Source organism: Streptococcus mitis, assembly GCF_946190115.1.
Taxonomy (GTDB): domain Bacteria; phylum Bacillota; class Bacilli; order Lactobacillales; family Streptococcaceae; genus Streptococcus; species Streptococcus mitis_CO.
This window is the reverse complement of sequence record NZ_CAMHZG010000006.1, coordinates 11,785-29,199: the sequence shown is the minus strand read 5'-3', so window position 1 is coordinate 29,199 and position 17,415 is coordinate 11,785. Positions and strand designations below refer to the sequence as shown.

Annotated in this window: 15 protein-coding genes, 1 pseudogene and 1 other annotated feature; all 16 genes and pseudogenes read left to right on the top strand. The window is 38.7% G+C overall.

Features of this window, described 5'->3' with window-relative positions:
* Entirely contained in the window at positions 1-987 is a 987-nt protein-coding gene (locus N8L90_RS04510) for a glycosyltransferase family 2 protein (protein WP_033677545.1), read from the top strand.
* A 15-nt stretch (positions 988-1,002) separates the two neighbouring features.
* Positions 1,003-2,472: an O-antigen polysaccharide polymerase Wzy family protein gene (locus N8L90_RS04505; protein WP_033677541.1), complete on the top strand. Its 1,470-nt coding sequence runs from the start codon at positions 1,003-1,005 to the stop codon at positions 2,470-2,472.
* Positions 2,465-3,499: a teichoic acid biosynthesis protein TarQ gene (gene tarQ / locus N8L90_RS04500; RefSeq protein ID WP_261024348.1), complete on the top strand. Its 1,035-nt coding sequence runs from the start codon at positions 2,465-2,467 to the stop codon at positions 3,497-3,499. The genes N8L90_RS04505 and tarQ overlap by 8 nt, the downstream gene beginning before the upstream one ends.
* Before the next feature lie 314 nt (positions 3,500-3,813).
* The gene (gene mecA / locus N8L90_RS04495) at positions 3,814-4,551 is read left to right on the top strand and encodes an adaptor protein MecA (protein WP_045606088.1); all 738 of its coding nucleotides are present in this window, start codon (positions 3,814-3,816) and stop codon (positions 4,549-4,551) included.
* Positions 4,552-4,702: 151 nt separating this feature from the next.
* Positions 4,703-5,989 carry a homoserine dehydrogenase gene (locus tag N8L90_RS04490; RefSeq protein WP_261024347.1) on the top strand — a complete coding sequence of 429 codons (1,287 nt, stop codon included), beginning with the start codon at positions 4,703-4,705 and terminating at the stop codon, positions 5,987-5,989.
* Position 5,990: 1 nt separating this feature from the next.
* On the top strand, positions 5,991-6,860 hold the full coding sequence (gene thrB, locus N8L90_RS04485) for a homoserine kinase (protein WP_261024346.1): 870 nt from the start codon (positions 5,991-5,993) through the stop codon (positions 6,858-6,860).
* A gap of 303 nt (positions 6,861-7,163) precedes the next feature.
* Positions 7,164-8,102: a peptide-methionine (R)-S-oxide reductase MsrB gene (gene msrB / locus N8L90_RS04480; RefSeq protein WP_049522425.1), complete on the top strand. Its 939-nt coding sequence runs from the start codon at positions 7,164-7,166 to the stop codon at positions 8,100-8,102.
* Positions 8,103-8,162: 60 nt separating this feature from the next.
* On the top strand, positions 8,163-9,887 hold the full coding sequence (locus N8L90_RS04475; RefSeq protein ID WP_261024345.1) for an ABC transporter ATP-binding protein: 1,725 nt from the start codon (positions 8,163-8,165) through the stop codon (positions 9,885-9,887).
* Between the two features lies 1 nt (position 9,888).
* On the top strand, positions 9,889-11,637 hold the full coding sequence (locus tag N8L90_RS04470; protein WP_261024344.1) for an ABC transporter ATP-binding protein: 1,749 nt from the start codon (positions 9,889-9,891) through the stop codon (positions 11,635-11,637).
* A gap of 101 nt (positions 11,638-11,738) precedes the next feature.
* Positions 11,739-12,998: a TRZ/ATZ family protein gene (locus N8L90_RS04465; protein WP_261024342.1), complete on the top strand. Its 1,260-nt coding sequence runs from the start codon at positions 11,739-11,741 to the stop codon at positions 12,996-12,998.
* 74 nt (positions 12,999-13,072) lie between these two features.
* Positions 13,073-13,208, top strand: a sequence feature (ribosomal protein L10 leader region).
* Positions 13,209-13,246: 38 nt separating this feature from the next.
* Complete coding sequence (gene rplJ, locus N8L90_RS04460) at positions 13,247-13,747, top strand: 50S ribosomal protein L10 (RefSeq protein ID WP_045606104.1); 501 nt, start codon at positions 13,247-13,249, stop codon at positions 13,745-13,747.
* Between the two features lie 72 nt (positions 13,748-13,819).
* On the top strand, positions 13,820-14,188 hold the full coding sequence (gene rplL, locus N8L90_RS04455) for a 50S ribosomal protein L7/L12 (protein WP_001196965.1): 369 nt from the start codon (positions 13,820-13,822) through the stop codon (positions 14,186-14,188).
* Positions 14,189-14,389: 201 nt separating this feature from the next.
* The gene (locus tag N8L90_RS04450) at positions 14,390-14,563 is read left to right on the top strand and encodes a hypothetical protein (RefSeq protein WP_084819619.1); all 174 of its coding nucleotides are present in this window, start codon (positions 14,390-14,392) and stop codon (positions 14,561-14,563) included.
* Positions 14,560-14,640, top strand: a pseudogene (locus N8L90_RS04445) (replication initiator protein A); the annotation flags it as partial. The gene N8L90_RS04450 and the pseudogene N8L90_RS04445, both read left to right, overlap by 4 nt.
* Positions 14,641-15,261: 621 nt before the next feature.
* Positions 15,262-15,945, top strand: a complete 684-nt coding sequence (locus N8L90_RS04440) for a response regulator transcription factor (protein ID WP_261024339.1) — start codon at positions 15,262-15,264, stop codon at positions 15,943-15,945.
* The gene (locus N8L90_RS04435) at positions 15,938-17,278 is read left to right on the top strand and encodes a sensor histidine kinase (RefSeq protein ID WP_261024338.1); all 1,341 of its coding nucleotides are present in this window, start codon (positions 15,938-15,940) and stop codon (positions 17,276-17,278) included. The genes N8L90_RS04440 and N8L90_RS04435 overlap by 8 nt, the downstream gene beginning before the upstream one ends.
* Positions 17,279-17,415: the final 137 nt, after the last annotated feature.

Sequence of the window (17,415 nt, the reverse complement as noted above, 5' to 3'; positions counted from 1 at the left end):
ATGGAAACTGCATTAATCAGTGTGATTGTGCCAGTCTATAATGTGGCGCAGTACCTAGAAAAATCGATAGCTTCCATTCAGAAGCAGACCTATCAAAATCTGGAAATTATTCTTGTTGATGATGGTGCAACAGATGAGAGTGGTGGCTTGTGTGATGCAATCGCTAAACAAGATGATAGGGTGTCAGTTCTTCATAAAAAGAACGAAGGCTTGTCGCAAGCGCGAAATGATGGAATGAAGCAGGCTCACGGGGATTATCTGATTTTTATTGATTCAGATGATTATATCCATCCAGAAATGATTCAGAGCTTATATGAGCAATTAATTCAAGAAGATGCGGATGTCTCAAGCTGTGGTGTCATGAATGTCTATGCTAATGATGAAAGTCCACAATCAGCCAATCAGGATGACTATTTTGTCTGTGATTCTCAAACATTTCTAAAGGAATACCTCATAGGTGAAAAAATCCCTGGAACGATTTGCAATAAGCTAATCAAGAGACAGATTGCAACTGCCCTATCCTTTCCAAAGGGATTGATTTATGAAGATGCTTATTATCATTTTGATTTAATCAAGTTGGCTAAGAAGTACGTTGTTAATACCAAACCCTATTATTACTATTTCCATAGAGGGGATAGTATTACGACTAAACCCTATGCAGAGAAGGATTTAGCCTATATTGATATCTACCAAAAGTTTTACAATGAAGTTGTGAAAAACTATCCGGATTTGAAAGAGGTTGCTTTTTTCAGATTGGCCTATGCCTACTTTTTTATTCTGGATAAGATGTTACTAGATGATCAGTATAAACAATTTGAAGCCTATTCTCAGATTCATCGTTTTTTAAAAGGCCATGCCTTTACTATTGCTAGGAATCCAATTTTCCGTAAGGGGAGAAGAATTAGTGCTTTGGCTCTATTCATAAATATTTCCTTATACCGATTCTTATTACTAAAAAATATTGAAAAATCTAAAAAATTACATTAGAACGGGGGTGAGCAAGTGATTGATGGGAAACGATTATTATTTAGTTTGACCATAGTCAGCTATGCCTTGACGCTAGTAAGTGGAATTGTGTATCTGTTTAATAATAACAATGTTAGCTTGCTTTCTACTTTATTGTTCTTACTGGTTAGTAGCTTAATTGCTTGTTGGAATGATATCAAGTATTACTTAATCCATTTTATTTTCTTTTTAACTATTTTTGTATTTCTGGTATCAAGGCCGACCATTGATTACTTTAGGGATGGTGCTTTGGATACCTATCATCCCATAGCCTATCGTTTTGCCTTTATAGTCGTCATGGTTTCGATTCTGGGCTTGACCACAGGAGGGCTCCTAGCTCGCTATTTTATAGCTAGAAAGAAGATACAAGTACCCAAGATAGGAAGTTCTCTAAAAGATGTTTACATCAAGCGGTTGCGCTTTGTATCACTAGGAGTTTTTCTTCTAACCTATCCTTTCTATTTCATTCGGTTATTTGAACGACTCCTGTATCGTTTGCAGACTTCCTACTATGCCTACTATGCAAATTTTGAAAGTAAACTGCCTTATATTACCTACATCTTGTCTACCTTTACGGTCTACGCAATGTGTATGTATCTGGCAACCAAACCAAAGAAATGGCAGGCCACAGCAGTGCTTGTCTCCTTTATTGCAGCTAATACCATTCATTTGGCAATTGGGACGCGAAATCCTTTTATTTTAAGTATTTTATTTGCTTTTGTTTATTACTTTATGCGGGAGCAAACCGAAAAAGGAAAATGGATTGGATTTAAAGAAAAGTTAGCGATTTTTGTAGGTTCTCCTATTCTCATGTTAGCGATGGGAGTGCTCAATTATGTACGGGATAATGTTCAAGTTTCCCATACAGGTTTCTGGGATATCTTACTTGACTTTATCTATAAACAAGGAACCAGTTTTGGTGTTTTGGCTCGAGGTTTTCTATTTAACAGTAGCCTCCCTTACCGAGATTTCCGTAATTTTACTTTTGGTCCTGTTCTTGATTATTTTGCAAGGGGGAGTTTGGGGGCCATTTTTGGAGGAAAAGCATTTGAACATACAACCAATAGTGTGGAACTAGCTATTGATAGTAATAGTTATGCCCACAATTTATCCTATCTTGTTTTGAACAAGGAATACTTGAAAGGACATGGTATCGGAAGTAGTTATATCATGGAGTTGTATACAGACTATGGTATGATAGGAGTCTTTCTACTTAGTCTCTTACTCGGTATGTTATTCATAGCCATGCTGCAAGTAGCCTATCGCTCTAGAACAATCCTATTTGCCTTGTCCTTACTCATCTTGAATAATCTATTCTTTATGCCTAGAAGTAGCTTTTCAGAAAGTTTCTTCAATCTATTTACAATGCAATTCTGGGGAATTGTTCTTGTGATTATATTCGTAGCGAAAATGCTTACAAAGGAAAACCAGTATCTACTAAACAAAGGAGAAAAAAATCATGTTTGAACATTATTCAGTAGCTGATTTGTTTGCAAATCTTTACAAAAAACGAAAAGCAAATATTTTAGCTCTCATAGCTTTATTTGCTCTTATTGCTGTACCATTTACAATTAAAGCTGTTAAGAATAAAAATACTGTCAAAGACACAACAAGTTATTCAACTTATCTTAGCTATAAAATTACTCCTCCAGAAGATTCAGCCAAAACGATTTTGAATCATCAAATTGGTGGTTATAGTGATTTCTACGGGAAATTGATTGATGGGAATTTGAATGGAGCTTATCTTTTCAATGATGTAGAGCCCAGTGAGTTGAAAAAAATGGCCAGTGAATTGGATACGACAGAAACAACCTTGAAAAATTCTACGAATGATTATTGGTGGAAAAAACTGACCGTCTACTATATGATTGACGATGCAGGGGTCGGTGTGAAAATTTTGACACCAAGCAAGGATGTCAATGACTTGTTAGAGAGAAAATTTGATGGATTGATTGAGAAATTTAAACACACTTATGCAAATGTGAAAATTGAAAAATTGGAAACCATCAACTCTAAAGAATTGAATGCAAATGGTGAGACAGCGCTTGGATTGAATGTGAAGAATTTGATTCTCCGTTTAGCTGTTATTGGAGTAGTCTGTGTGATTTTGGTTGTGATGGGAAATGTATTGGTTTATCTCTTTAACCCAACAATCAATAGAGCAGGTGATTTTTCTCAATATCAAATTGATTTTGTAACAGAGATCACAACAATTGCCAACCTAGCAGATGTCTTGTCATACAAAAATGCTGGACAAGAATTAACAGTCGTTAGCTCAAACAAAGCTATCCTAGATAAATTGAAACAAAATCAAGAGTCTTTAAAAGGAATGTATTTTGTCGATTTACAAGATGTGCCATCGCTTTTGGAAAGAGATACAGTCCTTCTTGTTGAAGAGTACGGAGTGACTCGTTATAAGAAGTTTGAGCAAAGTCTTCAAATTCTTCGAAACTTAAATCGCTCAATCCTCGGTGTAGCAACCTTTAAACTATAAGCTTTCTGATGTATTAGGTCTTCAAAGTCGGACAAGAGCCGATTTTGGAGGCTTTTTCTATTTGTTTGCAGAAATTTTCTCTTATACTCAATGAAAATCAAAAAGCAAACTAGGAAGCTAGCCGCAGGTTGCTCAAAGCACCGCTTTGAGGTTGTAGATAAAGCTGACGTGGTTTGCAGAGATTTTCGAAGAGTATTAGAGTCTTCTACAGAAGTTACCCTAGGGAAAATCTATCCCGACAGAGGAGCCTTCTTTTGATAAAATCGTAAAAATCTAGTATAATAGATAGAACTGAAAGTATGAGGTTACTAGCAATGAAAATGAAACAAATTAGTGATACAACTTTGAAAATCACGATGTCTTTAGAGGATTTGATGGATCGTGGCATGGAGATTGCTGACTTTCTCGTTCCTCAAGAAAAAACAGAAGAGTTCTTTTATGCTATCTTGGATGAGTTAGAGATGCCTGAAAGCTTTTTGGATACAGGTATGTTGAGCTTCCGTGTGACTCCAAAACCTGATAAGGTTGATGTTTTTGTAACCAAATCAAAGATTGACCAAAATCTAGATTTTGAAGACTTATCGGATTTACCAGATATGGAAGAATTGGCTCAAATGTCGCCAGATGAATTTATCAAAACCTTGGAGAAAAGCATCGCAGACAAAACTAAGGATGATATTGAAGCCATTCAATCTCTAGAGCAGGTTGAAGCCAAGGAGGAAGAGCAGGAGCAGGCTGAACAAGAAGCTGAGAGCAAGAAAGAGCCCTACATCTACTACATCCTTTCTTTTGCAAAATTGGCTGACTTGGTTGCTTTTGCTAAGACAGTGACTTTTGAGATGGAAACTTCTGAACTCTACAAGATGAATGAGCGCTATTATTTGACCATTTTAGTGGATATTGAAAATCATCCAAGTCCATATCCAGCTTGGCTGTTGGCCCGTATGCGCGAGTTTGCGGACGATAGTGATATCAGTCGTTCAGTCTTGCAGGAGTATGGTCAAGTCTTGATGAATCACGATGCAGTGCTCAATCTACAAAAGATTGGATAATCATTTCTGGAAAGCTATTTCTAGATTTTAAGAAGAGCGAATCATCAGATTCGTTTTTTCTTTTCTAGATTGAAATAGTGATTTACTATAATAGGAATTTTCATAAAATTCTGTTATAATGGCTATAATAGAAAATTTCGAGGAGACAAACATGACAGTTAAAATTGCTTTACTAGGATTTGGTACCGTTGCAAGTGGTGTGCCTTTCCTCCTAAAGGAAAATGGAGAAAAAATCAATCAATCAGCACATTCAGAGATTGAAGTTGCCAAGGTATTGGTCAAGGATGAAGATGAGAAGAATCGCTTGCTTGCAGCAGGGAATGACTTTAACTTTGTAACCAATGTGGATGATATTTTGTCAGATCAAGACATTACAATCGTAGTGGAATTGATGGGACGTATCGAACCAGCTAAAACCTTTATCACTCGTGCCTTGGAAGCTGGGAAACACGTTGTTACTGCTAATAAGGATCTTTTGGCTGTCCATGGTGCAGAATTGTTAGAAATTGCTAAAGCTAACAAGGTAGCACTTTACTACGAAGCAGCAGTAGCTGGTGGGATTCCAATTCTTCGCACTCTAGCAAATTCCTTGGCTTCTGATAAAATCACGCGCGTGCTTGGAGTAGTCAATGGAACTTCTAACTTCATGATGACCAAGATGGTGGAAGAAGGATGGTCTTACGATGATGCTCTTGCAGAAGCGCAAAGACTTGGTTTTGCAGAAAGCGACCCGACAAATGACGTGGATGGGATTGATGCAGCCTACAAGATGGTTATTTTGAGCCAATTTGCCTTTGGTATGAAGGTTGCCTTTGACGATGTGGCTCATAAGGGAATTCGTAACATCACACCAGAAGATGTAGCTGTAGCCCAAGAACTTGGCTATGTAGTGAAATTGATTGGTTCTATCGAAGAAACTCCTTCAGGTATTGCTGCGGAAGTGACTCCAACCTTCCTTCCTAAAGCGCATCCACTTGCTAGTGTGAATGGCGTAATGAACGCTGTTTTTGTAGAATCTATCGGTATTGGTGAGTCTATGTACTACGGACCAGGTGCTGGTCAAAAACCAACTGCAACAAGTGTTGTGGCGGACATTGTCCGTATCGTTCGTCGCCTGAATGATGGAACCATCGGTAAAGACTTCAACGAATACAGCCGTGACTTGGTCTTGGCAAATCCTGAGGATGTTAAGGCAAACTACTACTTCTCAATCTTGGCTCCAGACTCAAAAGGTCAGGTCTTGAAATTGGCTGAAATCTTTAATGCCCAAGATATTTCCTTCAAGCAAATTCTCCAAGATGGAAAAGATGGTGACAAGGCGCGTGTTGTCATCATCACACACAAGATTAATAAATCTCAACTTGAAAATGTCTCAGCTGAATTGAAGAAGGTTTCAGAATTCGACCTCTTGAATACCTTCAAGGTGCTAGGAGAATAAGATGAAGATTATTGTACCTGCAACCAGTGCCAATATCGGGCCAGGTTTTGACTCGGTCGGTGTAGCTGTAACCAAGTACCTTCAAATCGAGGTCTGTGAAGAACGAGATGAGTGGTTGATTGAACACCAGATTGGCAAATGGATTCCACATGATGAGCGTAATCTCTTACTAAAAATTGCCTTGCAAATTGTACCAGACTTGCAACCAAGACGTTTGAAAATGACTAGTGATGTTCCCTTGGCGCGTGGTTTGGGTTCTTCCAGCTCGGTTATTGTTGCTGGGATTGAACTAGCCAACCAATTGGGCCAACTCAACTTGTCAGACCATGAAAAATTGCAGTTAGCGACTAAGATTGAAGGACACCCTGATAATGTGGCTCCAGCCATTTATGGTAATCTCGTTATTGCAAGCTCTGTTGATGGACAAGTTTCTGCTATTGTAGCAGACTTCCCAGAGTGTGATTTCCTAGCCTACATTCCAAACTATGAATTGCGTACTCGAGACAGCCGTGGTGTCTTGCCTAAGAAATTATCTTACAAGGAAGCTGTTACTGCCAGTTCTATCGCCAATGTAGCTGTTGCTGCCTTGTTGGCAGGAGACATGGTGACTGCTGGGCAAGCAATAGAGGGAGACCTCTTCCATGAGCGCTATCGCCAAGATTTAGTGAGAGAATTTGCGACGATTAAGCAAGTAGCCAAAGAGAATGGTGCCTATGCGACCTACCTCTCTGGTGCTGGGCCGACAGTTATGGTTCTGGCTTCTCATGACAAGATGCCAACGATTAAGGCAGAATTGGAAAAGCAACCTTTCAAAGGAAAACTTCATGACTTGAAGGTTGATACCCAAGGTGTCCGTGTAGAAGCAAAATAAAGAATAGAAGATAGGATGGGGAAACTCTTGACCAGAGGGCTTCCTATCCTTTTTTTGAAAAGAAGTTTATACTCAATGAAAATCAAAGAGCAAACTAGGAAGCTAGCCGCAGGTTGCTCAAAGCACTGCTTTGAGGTTGTAGATAAGACTGACGAAGTCAGCTCAAAACAGTGTTTTGAGGTTGTGGATAGAACTGACGAAGTTAGCTCAAAATACTATTTTGAGGTTGCAGATGTAAGCTGACATGGTTTGAAGAGATTTTCGAAGAGTATTAGTTAAAAACTTGATAAAGGAGAAATAAAGATGGCAGAAATTTATCTAGCAGGTGGTTGTTTTTGGGGCCTAGAGGAATATTTTTCACGAATTTCTGGAGTGCTAACAACCAGTGTTGGCTACGCTAATGGTCAATTCGAAACGACCAATTACCAGTTGCTCAAGGAGACAGACCATGCAGAAACGGTTCAAGTGATTTACGATGAGAAGGCAGTGTCACTCAGAGAGATTTTACTTTATTATTTCCGTGTCATCGACCCTTTATCCATCAATCAGCAAGGGAATGACCGTGGTCGCCAATATCGAACGGGGATTTATTACCAGGATGAAGCAGACTTGCCAGCTATCTACACAGTGGTGCAGGAGCAGGAGCGCATGCTTGGGCGAAAGATTGCAGTAGAGGTGGAGAAACTTCGCCACTATATTTTAGCTGAAGATTACCACCAAGACTATCTTAAGAAGAATCCTTCAGGTTACTGTCATATCGATGTGACCGATGCTGATAAGCCATTGATTGATGCCTCTAACTATGAAAAGCCTAGTCAAGAGGTGTTAAAGGGCAGTTTATCTGAAGAGTCCTATCGTGTTACCCAAGAAGCTGCTACAGAGGCTCCATTTACCAATGCCTATGACCAAACCTTTGAAGAAGGGATTTATGTAGATATTACGACGGGTGAGCCACTCTTTTTTGCCAAGGATAAGTTCGCCTCAGGTTGTGGTTGGCCAAGTTTTAGCCGTCCGATTTCCAAGGAATTGATTCATTATTACAAGGATCTGAGCCATGGAATGGAGCGAATTGAAGTTCGTTCTCGGTCAGGAAATGCTCACTTGGGTCATGTTTTTACAGATGGACCGCGTGAGTTTGGTGGCCTCCGTTACTGTATCAATTCTGCTTCCTTGCGCTTTGTGGCCAAGGATGAGATGGAAGAGGAAGGATATGGCTATCTACTGCCTTACTTAAACAAATAAAACAGAGAGAGTGGGCACTTCCCGCTTTCTTTATTTCCAGAATACGAATAGAAGGGATTTATGAAACACCTATTATCTTACTTTAAACCCTACATCAAGGAATCAATTTTAGCACCCTTGTTCAAGCTACTAGAAGCTGTGTTTGAGCTCTTAGTTCCTATGGTGATTGCTGGGATTGTTGACCAATCCTTGCCCCAGAAAAATCAAGGTCATCTCTGGATGCAGATTGGTTTGCTCCTTATCTTTGCAGTAATTGGTGTTGTAGTGGCCTTAATAGCCCAGTTCTACTCAGCTAAGGCTGCGGTTGGATTTGCCAAAGAATTGACAGGTGACCTCTATCGCCATATTCTTTCCTTGCCCAAGGACAGCAGAGATCGTTTGACCACTTCTAGCTTGGTCACTCGCTTGACTTCGGATACCTACCAGATTCAGACTGGTGTCAATCAATTCCTGCGTCTCTTTTTGCGAGCACCTATTATCGTTTTTGGTGCCATTTTTATGGCTTATCGCATCTCAGCTGAGCTGACTTTCTGGTTCTTGGTCATGGTTGTCATTTTGACCATTGTTATTGTAGGGCTCTCTAGACTGGTTAATCCTCTCTACAGCAGTCTTAGAAAGAAAACGGACCAACTGGTTCAAGAAACGCGTCAACAAATACAAGGGATGCGGGTTATTCGTGCTTTTGGTCAAGAAAAACGAGAGTTACAGATTTTTCAAACTCTTAACCAAGTCTATGCTAGATTACAAGAAAAGACAGGTTTCTGGTCCAGTTTATTAACACCCCTGACCTATCTGATTGTCAATGGAACTCTCCTCGTTATTATCTGGCAGGGATATATTTCAATTCAAGGAGGCTTACTTAGTCAAGGTGCTCTCATTGCCCTCATCAACTACCTCTTACAGATTTTGGTGGAATTGGTCAAGCTAGCCATGCTGATCAATTCCCTCAACCAGTCCTATATCTCAGCTAAGCGAATTGAGGAAGTCTTTGCCGAAGCTCCAGAAGACATCCATTCAGAATTAGAGAAAAAACAAGTTACCAGCAATCAGGTTTTACAAGTTCAAGAATTGACCTTTACCTATCCTGATGCGGCCCAACCTTCTCTGAGAGATATTTCCTTTGATATGGAGCAAGGGCAAATCCTTGGTATCATTGGGGGAACAGGTTCTGGTAAATCAAGCTTAGTACAACTCATCCTTGGACTTTATCCAGCAGACAAGGGGAGCATTTACCTTTATCGAGATGGATCTAGTCCTCTTAATTTGGAGCAGTGGCGGTCTTGGATTGCCTATGTGCCCCAAAAGGTCGAACTTTTTAAGGGAACTATTCGTTCCAACTTGACTTTAGGTTTAAATCAAGAAGTGACTGACCAGGAACTCTGGCAGGCCTTGGAGATTGCGCAAGCTAAGGATTTTGTTAGTGAAAAGGAAGAACTCTTGGATGCCCTAGTTGAGACAGGAGGGCGAAATTTCTCAGGTGGACAAAAACAAAGGCTGTCTATCGCAAGAGCAGTCTTGCGACAAGCACCATTTCTCATCCTAGATGATGCGACCTCAGCTCTCGACACCATCACAGAGTCCAAGCTCTTGAAAGCTATCCGAGAAAATTTGCCAGACACGAGCTTAATCTTGATTTCTCAACGAACCTCGACTTTACAGATGGCTGACCAGATTCTTCTCTTGGAAAAAGGGGAGCTACTAGCTATCGGCAAGCACGAGGATTTGATGAAATCTAGTCAAGTTTATCGCGAAATCAATGCATCTCAACATGGTAAGGAGGACTAGCATGAGACGACAAACTGCAAATCAAACACTCACACGTTTGGCAAAAGATTTAGCAAGCCATCCCTTCCTCCTTTTCCTAGCTTTTCTAGGAACTATTGCCCAGGTTGGCTTATCAATTTATCTTCCCATCTTGATTGGGAAGGTCATTGACCAAGTCCTGGTGGCTGGTTCTTCACCAGTTTTTTGGCAGATTTTTCTCCAAATGATCTTGGTGGTCATAGGAAATACCCTTGTGCAGTGGGTCAATCCTCTCCTCTATAATCGCCTAATCTTTTCTTATACCAGAGACTTGCGAGAGCGAATCATCCATAAGCTCCATCGGTTACCGATTGCCTTTGTGGATCAGCAAGGTAGTGGGGAGATGGTTAGTCGTGTGACCACGGACATCGAACAGTTGGCAGCTGGCTTGACCATGATTTTTAACCAATTCTTTATTGGCGTCTTAATGATTTTGGTTAGTATTCTAGCCATGCTTCAAATTCACCTCCTCATGACCCTCTTGGTCTTGCTGTTGACGCCACTTTCTATGGTAATTTCACGCTTTATTGCCAAACGCTCCTATCATCTCTTCCAAAAGCAAACAGAGACGCGGGGAATTCAGACTCAGTTGATTGAAGAATCGCTTAGCCAACAGACAATTATCCAGTCCTTCAATGCTCAAGAAGATTTTATCCAAAGACTGCGTGAGGCTAATGACAACTATGCAGGTTATTCGCAGTCAGCTATCTTTTACTCTTCAACGGTTAATCCTTCGACTCGCTTTGTAAATGCGCTTATTTATGCCCTTCTAGCTGGAGTAGGAGCTTATCGTATCATGATGGGGTCCACCTTGACCATTGGACGCTTAGTGACTTTTTTGAACTATGTTCAGCAATACACCAAGCCTTTTAACGATATTTCTTCAGTTCTAGCCGAGTTGCAAAGTGCTCTCGCTTGCGCGGAGCGTGTTTATGGAGTCTTAGATAGTCCTGAGGTGGCTGAAAGTGGTAAGGAAGAGTTGACCAGTGACCAAGTTAAGGGAGCTATTTCCTTTAAACATGTCTCTTTTGGCTACCATCCTGAAAAGATTTTGATTAAGGATTTATCTATTGATATTCCAGCTGGTAGCAAGGTAGCTATTGTTGGTCCGACAGGTGCCGGAAAATCAACTCTTATCAATCTCCTCATGCGTTTTTATCCCATTAACTCGGGAGATATCTTGCTGGATGGGAAATCCATTTATGACTATACCCGGGCATCATTGAGACAACAGTTTGGTATGGTGCTCCAAGAAACCTGGCTCAAGCAAGGAACCATCCATGACAATATTGCCTTTTGTAATCCTGATGCTAGTCGGGAGCAAGTGATTGCTGCTGCCAAAGCAGCCAATGCAGACTTTTTCATCCAACAGTTGCCGCAGGGTTACGATACCAAGTTGGAAAATGCAGGAGAATCTCTCTCTGTCGGTCAAGCCCAGCTCTTGACCATTGCCCGAGTCTTTCTGGCTATTCCAAAGATTCTCATCTTAGACGAGGCGACTTCCTCCATCGATACACGGACAGAAGTGCTAGTTCAGGATGCATTTGCTAAACTCATGAAGGGGCGCACAAGCTTTATCATTGCTCACCGCTTGTCAACCATTCAGGATGCGGATATGATTCTAGTCTTAGTGGATGGCGATATTGTGGAGCATGGCAATCATCAGGACCTCATGGCTAGAAAAGGCAAGTATTACCAAATGCAGCAAGCTGCCGCTTTTAGCTCTGAATAATCCATTCTCTTTTGAAAGTTTATGGACGAAAAAAGTTGCCTTCGGGTGACTTTTTTGTTACAATAGCTAGAAAAAATCAAGGCCTTAGAAGGAGAAAAACAATGAAAGTCTATCAGCATGTAAATATCGTGACTTGTGATCAAGATTTCCATGTTTATCTGAATGGTATCTTAGCCGTTAAGGATTCTCAAATCGTCTATGTCGGTCAAGAGAAGCCAGAGGTTTTAGAGCAAGCTGAGCAGATTATAGACTATCAGGGAGCCTGGATCATGCCTGGTTTGGTCAATTGCCATACTCATTCTGCTATGACAGGTTTGCGAGGGATTCGGGATGATAGTAATCTCCATGAATGGCTCAATGACTACATCTGGCCAGCAGAAGCTGAGTTTACTCCCGACATGACTACCAAGGCAGTCAAAGAGGCTCTGACAGAAATGCTCCAGTCAGGAACGACAACCTTCAACGATATGTATAATCCCAATGGTGTAGATATTGAGAGAATTTATCAGGCAGTCAAGGCTTCCAAGATGCGTTGTTATTTCTCACCGACCCTCTTTTCTTCAGAGGCAGAAACAACTGCTGAGACAATTGCTAGAACACGAACCATCATAGAGGAAATTTTAGGATATGAAAACCCAAATTTCAAGGTTATGGTAGCCCCACATTCTCCGTATAGCTGTAGTAGAGACTTGCTGGCAGAAAGCTTAGATATGGCAAAAGAGTTGAATATTCCTATCCATATTCATGTTGCGGAGACCAAGGAGGAGTCAGGCATTATCCTGAAACGCTACGGCAAACGCCCCTTAGCCTTTCTAGAAGAACTGGGGTATTTAGATCATCCGTCTGTCTTTGCTCACGGGGTCGAACTAAACGAGAGAGAAATTGAACGCTTGGCAACTTCTCAAGTGTCTATTGCCCACAATCCTATCAGTAACCTCAAACTGGCATCAGGGATTGCTCCCATCATCCAACTGCAAAAAGCAGGAATAGCAGTAGGAATTGCGACTGACTCGGTCGCTTCTAATAATAATTTAGACATGTTTGAGGAAGGACGGACAGCAGCCCTTCTTCAGAAGATGAAAAGTGGAGATGCCAGCCAATTTCCTATCGAAACAGCCCTCAAGGCACTGACAATCGAAGGGGCTAAGGTCCTAGGGATAGAACATCAGATAGGAAGTTTGGAAGTCGGCAAGCAGGCAGATTTTCTCGTTATTCAACCACAAGGGAAAATCCATTTTCAACCCCAAGAAAATATGCTCTCTCACCTAGTCTATGCTGTCAAGTCCAGTGATGTTGATGATGTTTATATTGCTGGAGAACAGGTTGTTAAGCAAGGTCAAGCCCTGACAGTAGAACTTTAAAAGAAAAATCACAAAAAATTTTAAAAAAGTTTGCAAAAATCTTGCATTCTTTTTTTAACTATGCTATACTTATATACGGTTTGAAAAAACTGCCTAAGACAGTAGGGGAGCTCGACTCATAAATATCCTACCGAGGACAAAACGTATCATGTAAAAAGAAGCGTATTGTACTTTCGTGTCTAGGTTTGGGCGCGTTTTTCTTTTGAAAAATTTCCCCAAGCAAAATAATAACGGAGGTGAACACACTAATGAGTGAAGCAATTATTGCTAAAAAAGCGGAACTAGTTGACGTAGTAGCTGAAAAAATGAAAGCTGCTGCATCTATCGTCGTTGTAGACGCTCGTGGTTTGACAGTTGAGCAAGATACAGTTCTTCGTCGTGAGCTTCGTGGAAGCGAAGTTGAGTATAAAGTTATTAAAAACTCAATCTTGCGTCGTGCAGCTGAAAAAGCTGGTCTTGAAGATCTTGCATCTGTATTTGTTGGACCATCTGCAGTAGCATTTTCTAACGAAGATGTTATCGCACCAGCGAAAATCTTGAACGATTTTGCTAAAGACGCTGAAGCACTTGAAATCAAAGGTGGTGCAATCGAAGGCGCTGTCGCATCTAAAGAAGAGATTCTTGCTCTTGCAACTCTTCCAAACCGCGAAGGACTTCTTTCTATGCTCCTTTCTGTACTTCAAGCGCCAGTGCGCAACGTTGCTCTTGCAGTCAAAGCGGTTGCAGACAACAAAGAAGACGCAGCTTAATCTTAAGCTACGCAGCGTAGCCTAGCTACGAAAATCTATTATAAATTTAAAACATATTTGGAGGAAATAACAATGGCATTGAACATTGAAAACATTATTGCTGAAATTAAAGAAGCTTCAATCCTTGAATTGAACGACCTTGTAAAAGCTATCGAAGAAGAATTTGGTGTAACTGCAGCTGCTCCTGTAGCTGTTGCTGCAGCTGGTGCTGCTGACGCTGGTGCTGCTAAAGATTCATTCGACGTTGAATTGACATCTGCAGGCGACAAAAAAGTTGGCGTTATCAAAGTTGTACGTGAAATCACAGGTCTTGGACTTAAAGAAGCTAAAGAACTTGTTGACGGTGCACCAGCACTTGTTAAAGAAGGCGTTGCAACTGCAGAAGCTGAAGAAATCAAAGCTAAATTGGAAGAAGCTGGAGCTTCAGTTACTCTTAAATAAGAGGCATATACCAATTAGAATTCGGAATACTATAGTATCAGCCTTTTAGAATTGTGAACACATTTTAGAAACTGATAAATTAATTTAGTTTCCTACCAAAAACCCTACCAAAAATTAATTTGGCAGGGTTTTTCTTTTTAACAAATTTATCGTGGAGAACAGTTGAATATTGTTCTCCTTTTTTTATTTTCAGGAGGGAAAATGATAAAAGAATTACAATCATCACGCTATATTGTCATTTCATTTTTAGTACGTGAAATGAGAATTGATATTGTTGAAGCCATCTCTCGTATGGCTGAATTAGAAAAAAGTGGCTTGGTTCGATTGAAATCAAGTGGAGATTTAATACTCAAAGAACTTGGAGGAGCGCTATGAAACGAATTACCGCAAATCAATACCAAACTTCAGAACGGTATTATAAATTACCTAAAATTCTTTTTGAGGATGAGGAGGATAGGAATACTCAACCTATCTTGAAAAGAAAAGTTGAAAAGGTCACATTTCTTTATCATTTTTAACCTTGCTTTACTTGTTTTGGCAGGCTGGGCTGGGCATAAGTGGAAGAAGGGATAGAAAATAATCTGAACAAGTTCAAAACGTATTCCGTTTTTTTAGGACATGAAAAATTTTAGAAATTGATTCTTTCTTAAATTTGAATTTCACTAGCAGTGTAAAGATGATTTTTTCTCTGAATAAAATCTGAATTTTCTCTGATACAATCTCAAATGTCAAGGTTCAATAATTGTTGCTTCAGTAGGTGATGAGGGTATAGATTAAAATAATCAAGAATCATTGAAACATTACCTTGGAGAACTTAAGGGGAAGGATTATTCACATATAGATGGGAAAGTTATGGATATTCCTGCTGGATAAGAAATGACATTGACGGCACTCAAATTAGATTATTAAATATTACGAATTTTGTTCAAGATAGTGTAAAATAGATTTGTACTAGTTTCTAAAAATTTAATTTAAAAAATAAAGAACAATTACAAATTGATGCATTGAAACTATTCTTTGTCAAGAATACGGAGCTTTGCAGGTAGTTCTCTAAAATTTTTTGAGGTGATAGAATGTATAAGATATTAGTTGTAGATGACGATTTTGAAATTTTGAAACTGATGCGAACTATTTTAGAAATGAAAAACTATCAGGTAACGACGTATCAAGAAGTCACCGTACCAATCAATATTAATAATTTCAAAGGATTTGATTTGATTTTATTAGATGTAATGATGCCTAATATAGATGGTATGCAAATTTGTAAGCAGATTAGAAATAAAGTAAGCTCCCCTATTATTTTTGTTAGTGCAAAAGATACCGAAGAAGATATAGTATCAGGATTGAATTTAGGAGGAGATGACTATATTACAAAACCTTTCAGCATCAATCAATTAATTGCTAAAGTTGCTGCAAATCTTAAACGAGAAGAACGATACAAACAAGGTGAATTAAGTAATCAAATTGTTCGAGAATTATCTCCAATAACGATTTATTTACAAGAAAAAATTGTTTGTATTAATGGAGATAGTCTTGCCTTTACAAGTAGGGAATATGATATCATAGAGCTATTATCTAGCAATCTAAGAAAAATTTTTACTGTACAAGATATATATGAAAATGTTTATGATGATGATGCTGAAACCCTCTTTCGTTCAATATCTGAGTATATCTATCAAATAAGATTAAAATTCTCATCGTATGGAATTAATCCTATAAAAACAGTTAGAGGTATGGGATACAAGTGGCATGAATAAGAAGAGTACAATTAGAGGGCGAATAATAAGGACTGTTTTAGAACTAGTAACAGGTACGTTACTGAGTATACTTTTATTTTTTATATTTACTTATTTACTTGTTTTTACTGGACAATTAAATGTATACGGCTCTAAAATGGAAATTTCAGTGAGTGATAGCAGCAATTTAAGTGATGTAGTCCAAGCAATGAATAACTCTATATTTGACTATGTTGTATTTAATCGCAAGACAGGTACAATTGAAGAGGGCAACTATCAAAAAAAGGATTTGCCTGCCTATCGAGAAGTTTTTGCTAAAAATGAATCTATAAGTAATGATGCAGTGTATTATGGGTATTACGCTAATTCAGAGATTGTACTTACTGTCAGGCAACCCATGATACCTGAGTTTGTTAATCCGAATTTGCGTCACTTTTCATTTAATCTATTTTCTTATTTATTTTTCTTCGTTATCGAAACAATTTTACTCATTTGGTCACTTACAAGATTAATAAAAGAATTTTCAAATAATTTTCTCCTCATACAAAAAAAGACTTTAAACATGGGACAGTTAACATTTAAAGATAAAAACATTCCTGCTCAAATACAAGAGTTCGATGAAATTCTTTCTGTATTATATCAAAAGGACGACGAGTTAACTAATTTACTCAAATCAGAGAGAAGGGAGAAGGAAGATTTATCTTTTCAAGTTGGTGCATTAGCTCATGATGTAAAAACTCCTTTAACAGTACTAAAGGGAAATTTAGAGTTGCTTGAATTAACTAACTTGACTGTTCAACAGAAGGAATACACTCAGTCAATGAATAACAGTATAGTAGTTTTTGAAAGATACTTTAGTTCAATGATTGATTATTCAAGATTACTAATTGAAGATAAAGATTATGGAGAACAGATACATTTATCCGAATTTTTAAGTGAGCTGTCAGTAGAAGCGAAATCTGTAATGAATAATGCAAAGGTTGATTTCAAAATTAATAATACTACAAAATTAATATTTTTTAAGGGAAATCGCTTTAATTTAAATCGGGCATTAATTAACATTTTAGCAAATGCAGCAAGATATAGTTCTGGAGAAAAAAAAGTTACGCTTACTATCATTGAGGAAACAGAGTATATTAATTTTGTAGTGTGGAATAATGGTCTGCCTTTTACTGAACAGTCCTTATTAAATGCAGATAAGTTATTTTATACTGAGAATAAAGGTAGGAATAATAAGCACTATGGTTTAGGGTTAGCATTTGCTAAACAAGTTGCAACTAGACATTTAGGAGAATTGTTTTTATCAAATCCAGATAGAGGTGGCGCTCAAGTGACGTTGCTTATTAAAAAATAATTCTATAGGGATATACTAGATAGCTTCCATATAATAGTTATGTATTAAAATAGATGGTTTTCTAAATTGAGGACTGTCTATTTTTTTAATTTTGTAAAATTGGAAATTCTGAACAAATTTTGAAAAATAAAGTATAA

Excerpts from the sequence above, each read along its gene's own strand:
- N8L90_RS04450 (WP_084819619.1), top strand. The coding sequence starts at position 14,390 with ATGATAAAAGAATTACAATCATCACGCTATATTGTCATTTCATTTTTA.
- mecA (WP_045606088.1), top strand. The coding sequence starts at position 3,814 with ATGAAAATGAAACAAATTAGTGATACAACTTTGAAAATCACGATGTCT.
- N8L90_RS04440 (WP_261024339.1), top strand. The coding sequence starts at position 15,262 with ATGTATAAGATATTAGTTGTAGATGACGATTTTGAAATTTTGAAACTG.
- N8L90_RS04470 (WP_261024344.1), top strand. The coding sequence starts at position 9,889 with ATGAGACGACAAACTGCAAATCAAACACTCACACGTTTGGCAAAAGAT.
- N8L90_RS04435 (WP_261024338.1), top strand. The coding sequence starts at position 15,938 with ATGAATAAGAAGAGTACAATTAGAGGGCGAATAATAAGGACTGTTTTA.
- rplL (WP_001196965.1), top strand. The coding sequence starts at position 13,820 with ATGGCATTGAACATTGAAAACATTATTGCTGAAATTAAAGAAGCTTCA.
- N8L90_RS04475 (WP_261024345.1), top strand. The coding sequence starts at position 8,163 with ATGAAACACCTATTATCTTACTTTAAACCCTACATCAAGGAATCAATT.
- tarQ (WP_261024348.1), top strand. The coding sequence starts at position 2,465 with ATGTTTGAACATTATTCAGTAGCTGATTTGTTTGCAAATCTTTACAAA.
- msrB (WP_049522425.1), top strand. The coding sequence starts at position 7,164 with ATGGCAGAAATTTATCTAGCAGGTGGTTGTTTTTGGGGCCTAGAGGAA.
- rplJ (WP_045606104.1), top strand. The coding sequence starts at position 13,247 with ATGAGTGAAGCAATTATTGCTAAAAAAGCGGAACTAGTTGACGTAGTA.
- N8L90_RS04465 (WP_261024342.1), top strand. The coding sequence starts at position 11,739 with ATGAAAGTCTATCAGCATGTAAATATCGTGACTTGTGATCAAGATTTC.
- thrB (WP_261024346.1), top strand. The coding sequence starts at position 5,991 with ATGAAGATTATTGTACCTGCAACCAGTGCCAATATCGGGCCAGGTTTT.
- N8L90_RS04490 (WP_261024347.1), top strand. The coding sequence starts at position 4,703 with ATGACAGTTAAAATTGCTTTACTAGGATTTGGTACCGTTGCAAGTGGT.
- N8L90_RS04510 (WP_033677545.1), top strand. The coding sequence starts at position 1 with ATGGAAACTGCATTAATCAGTGTGATTGTGCCAGTCTATAATGTGGCG.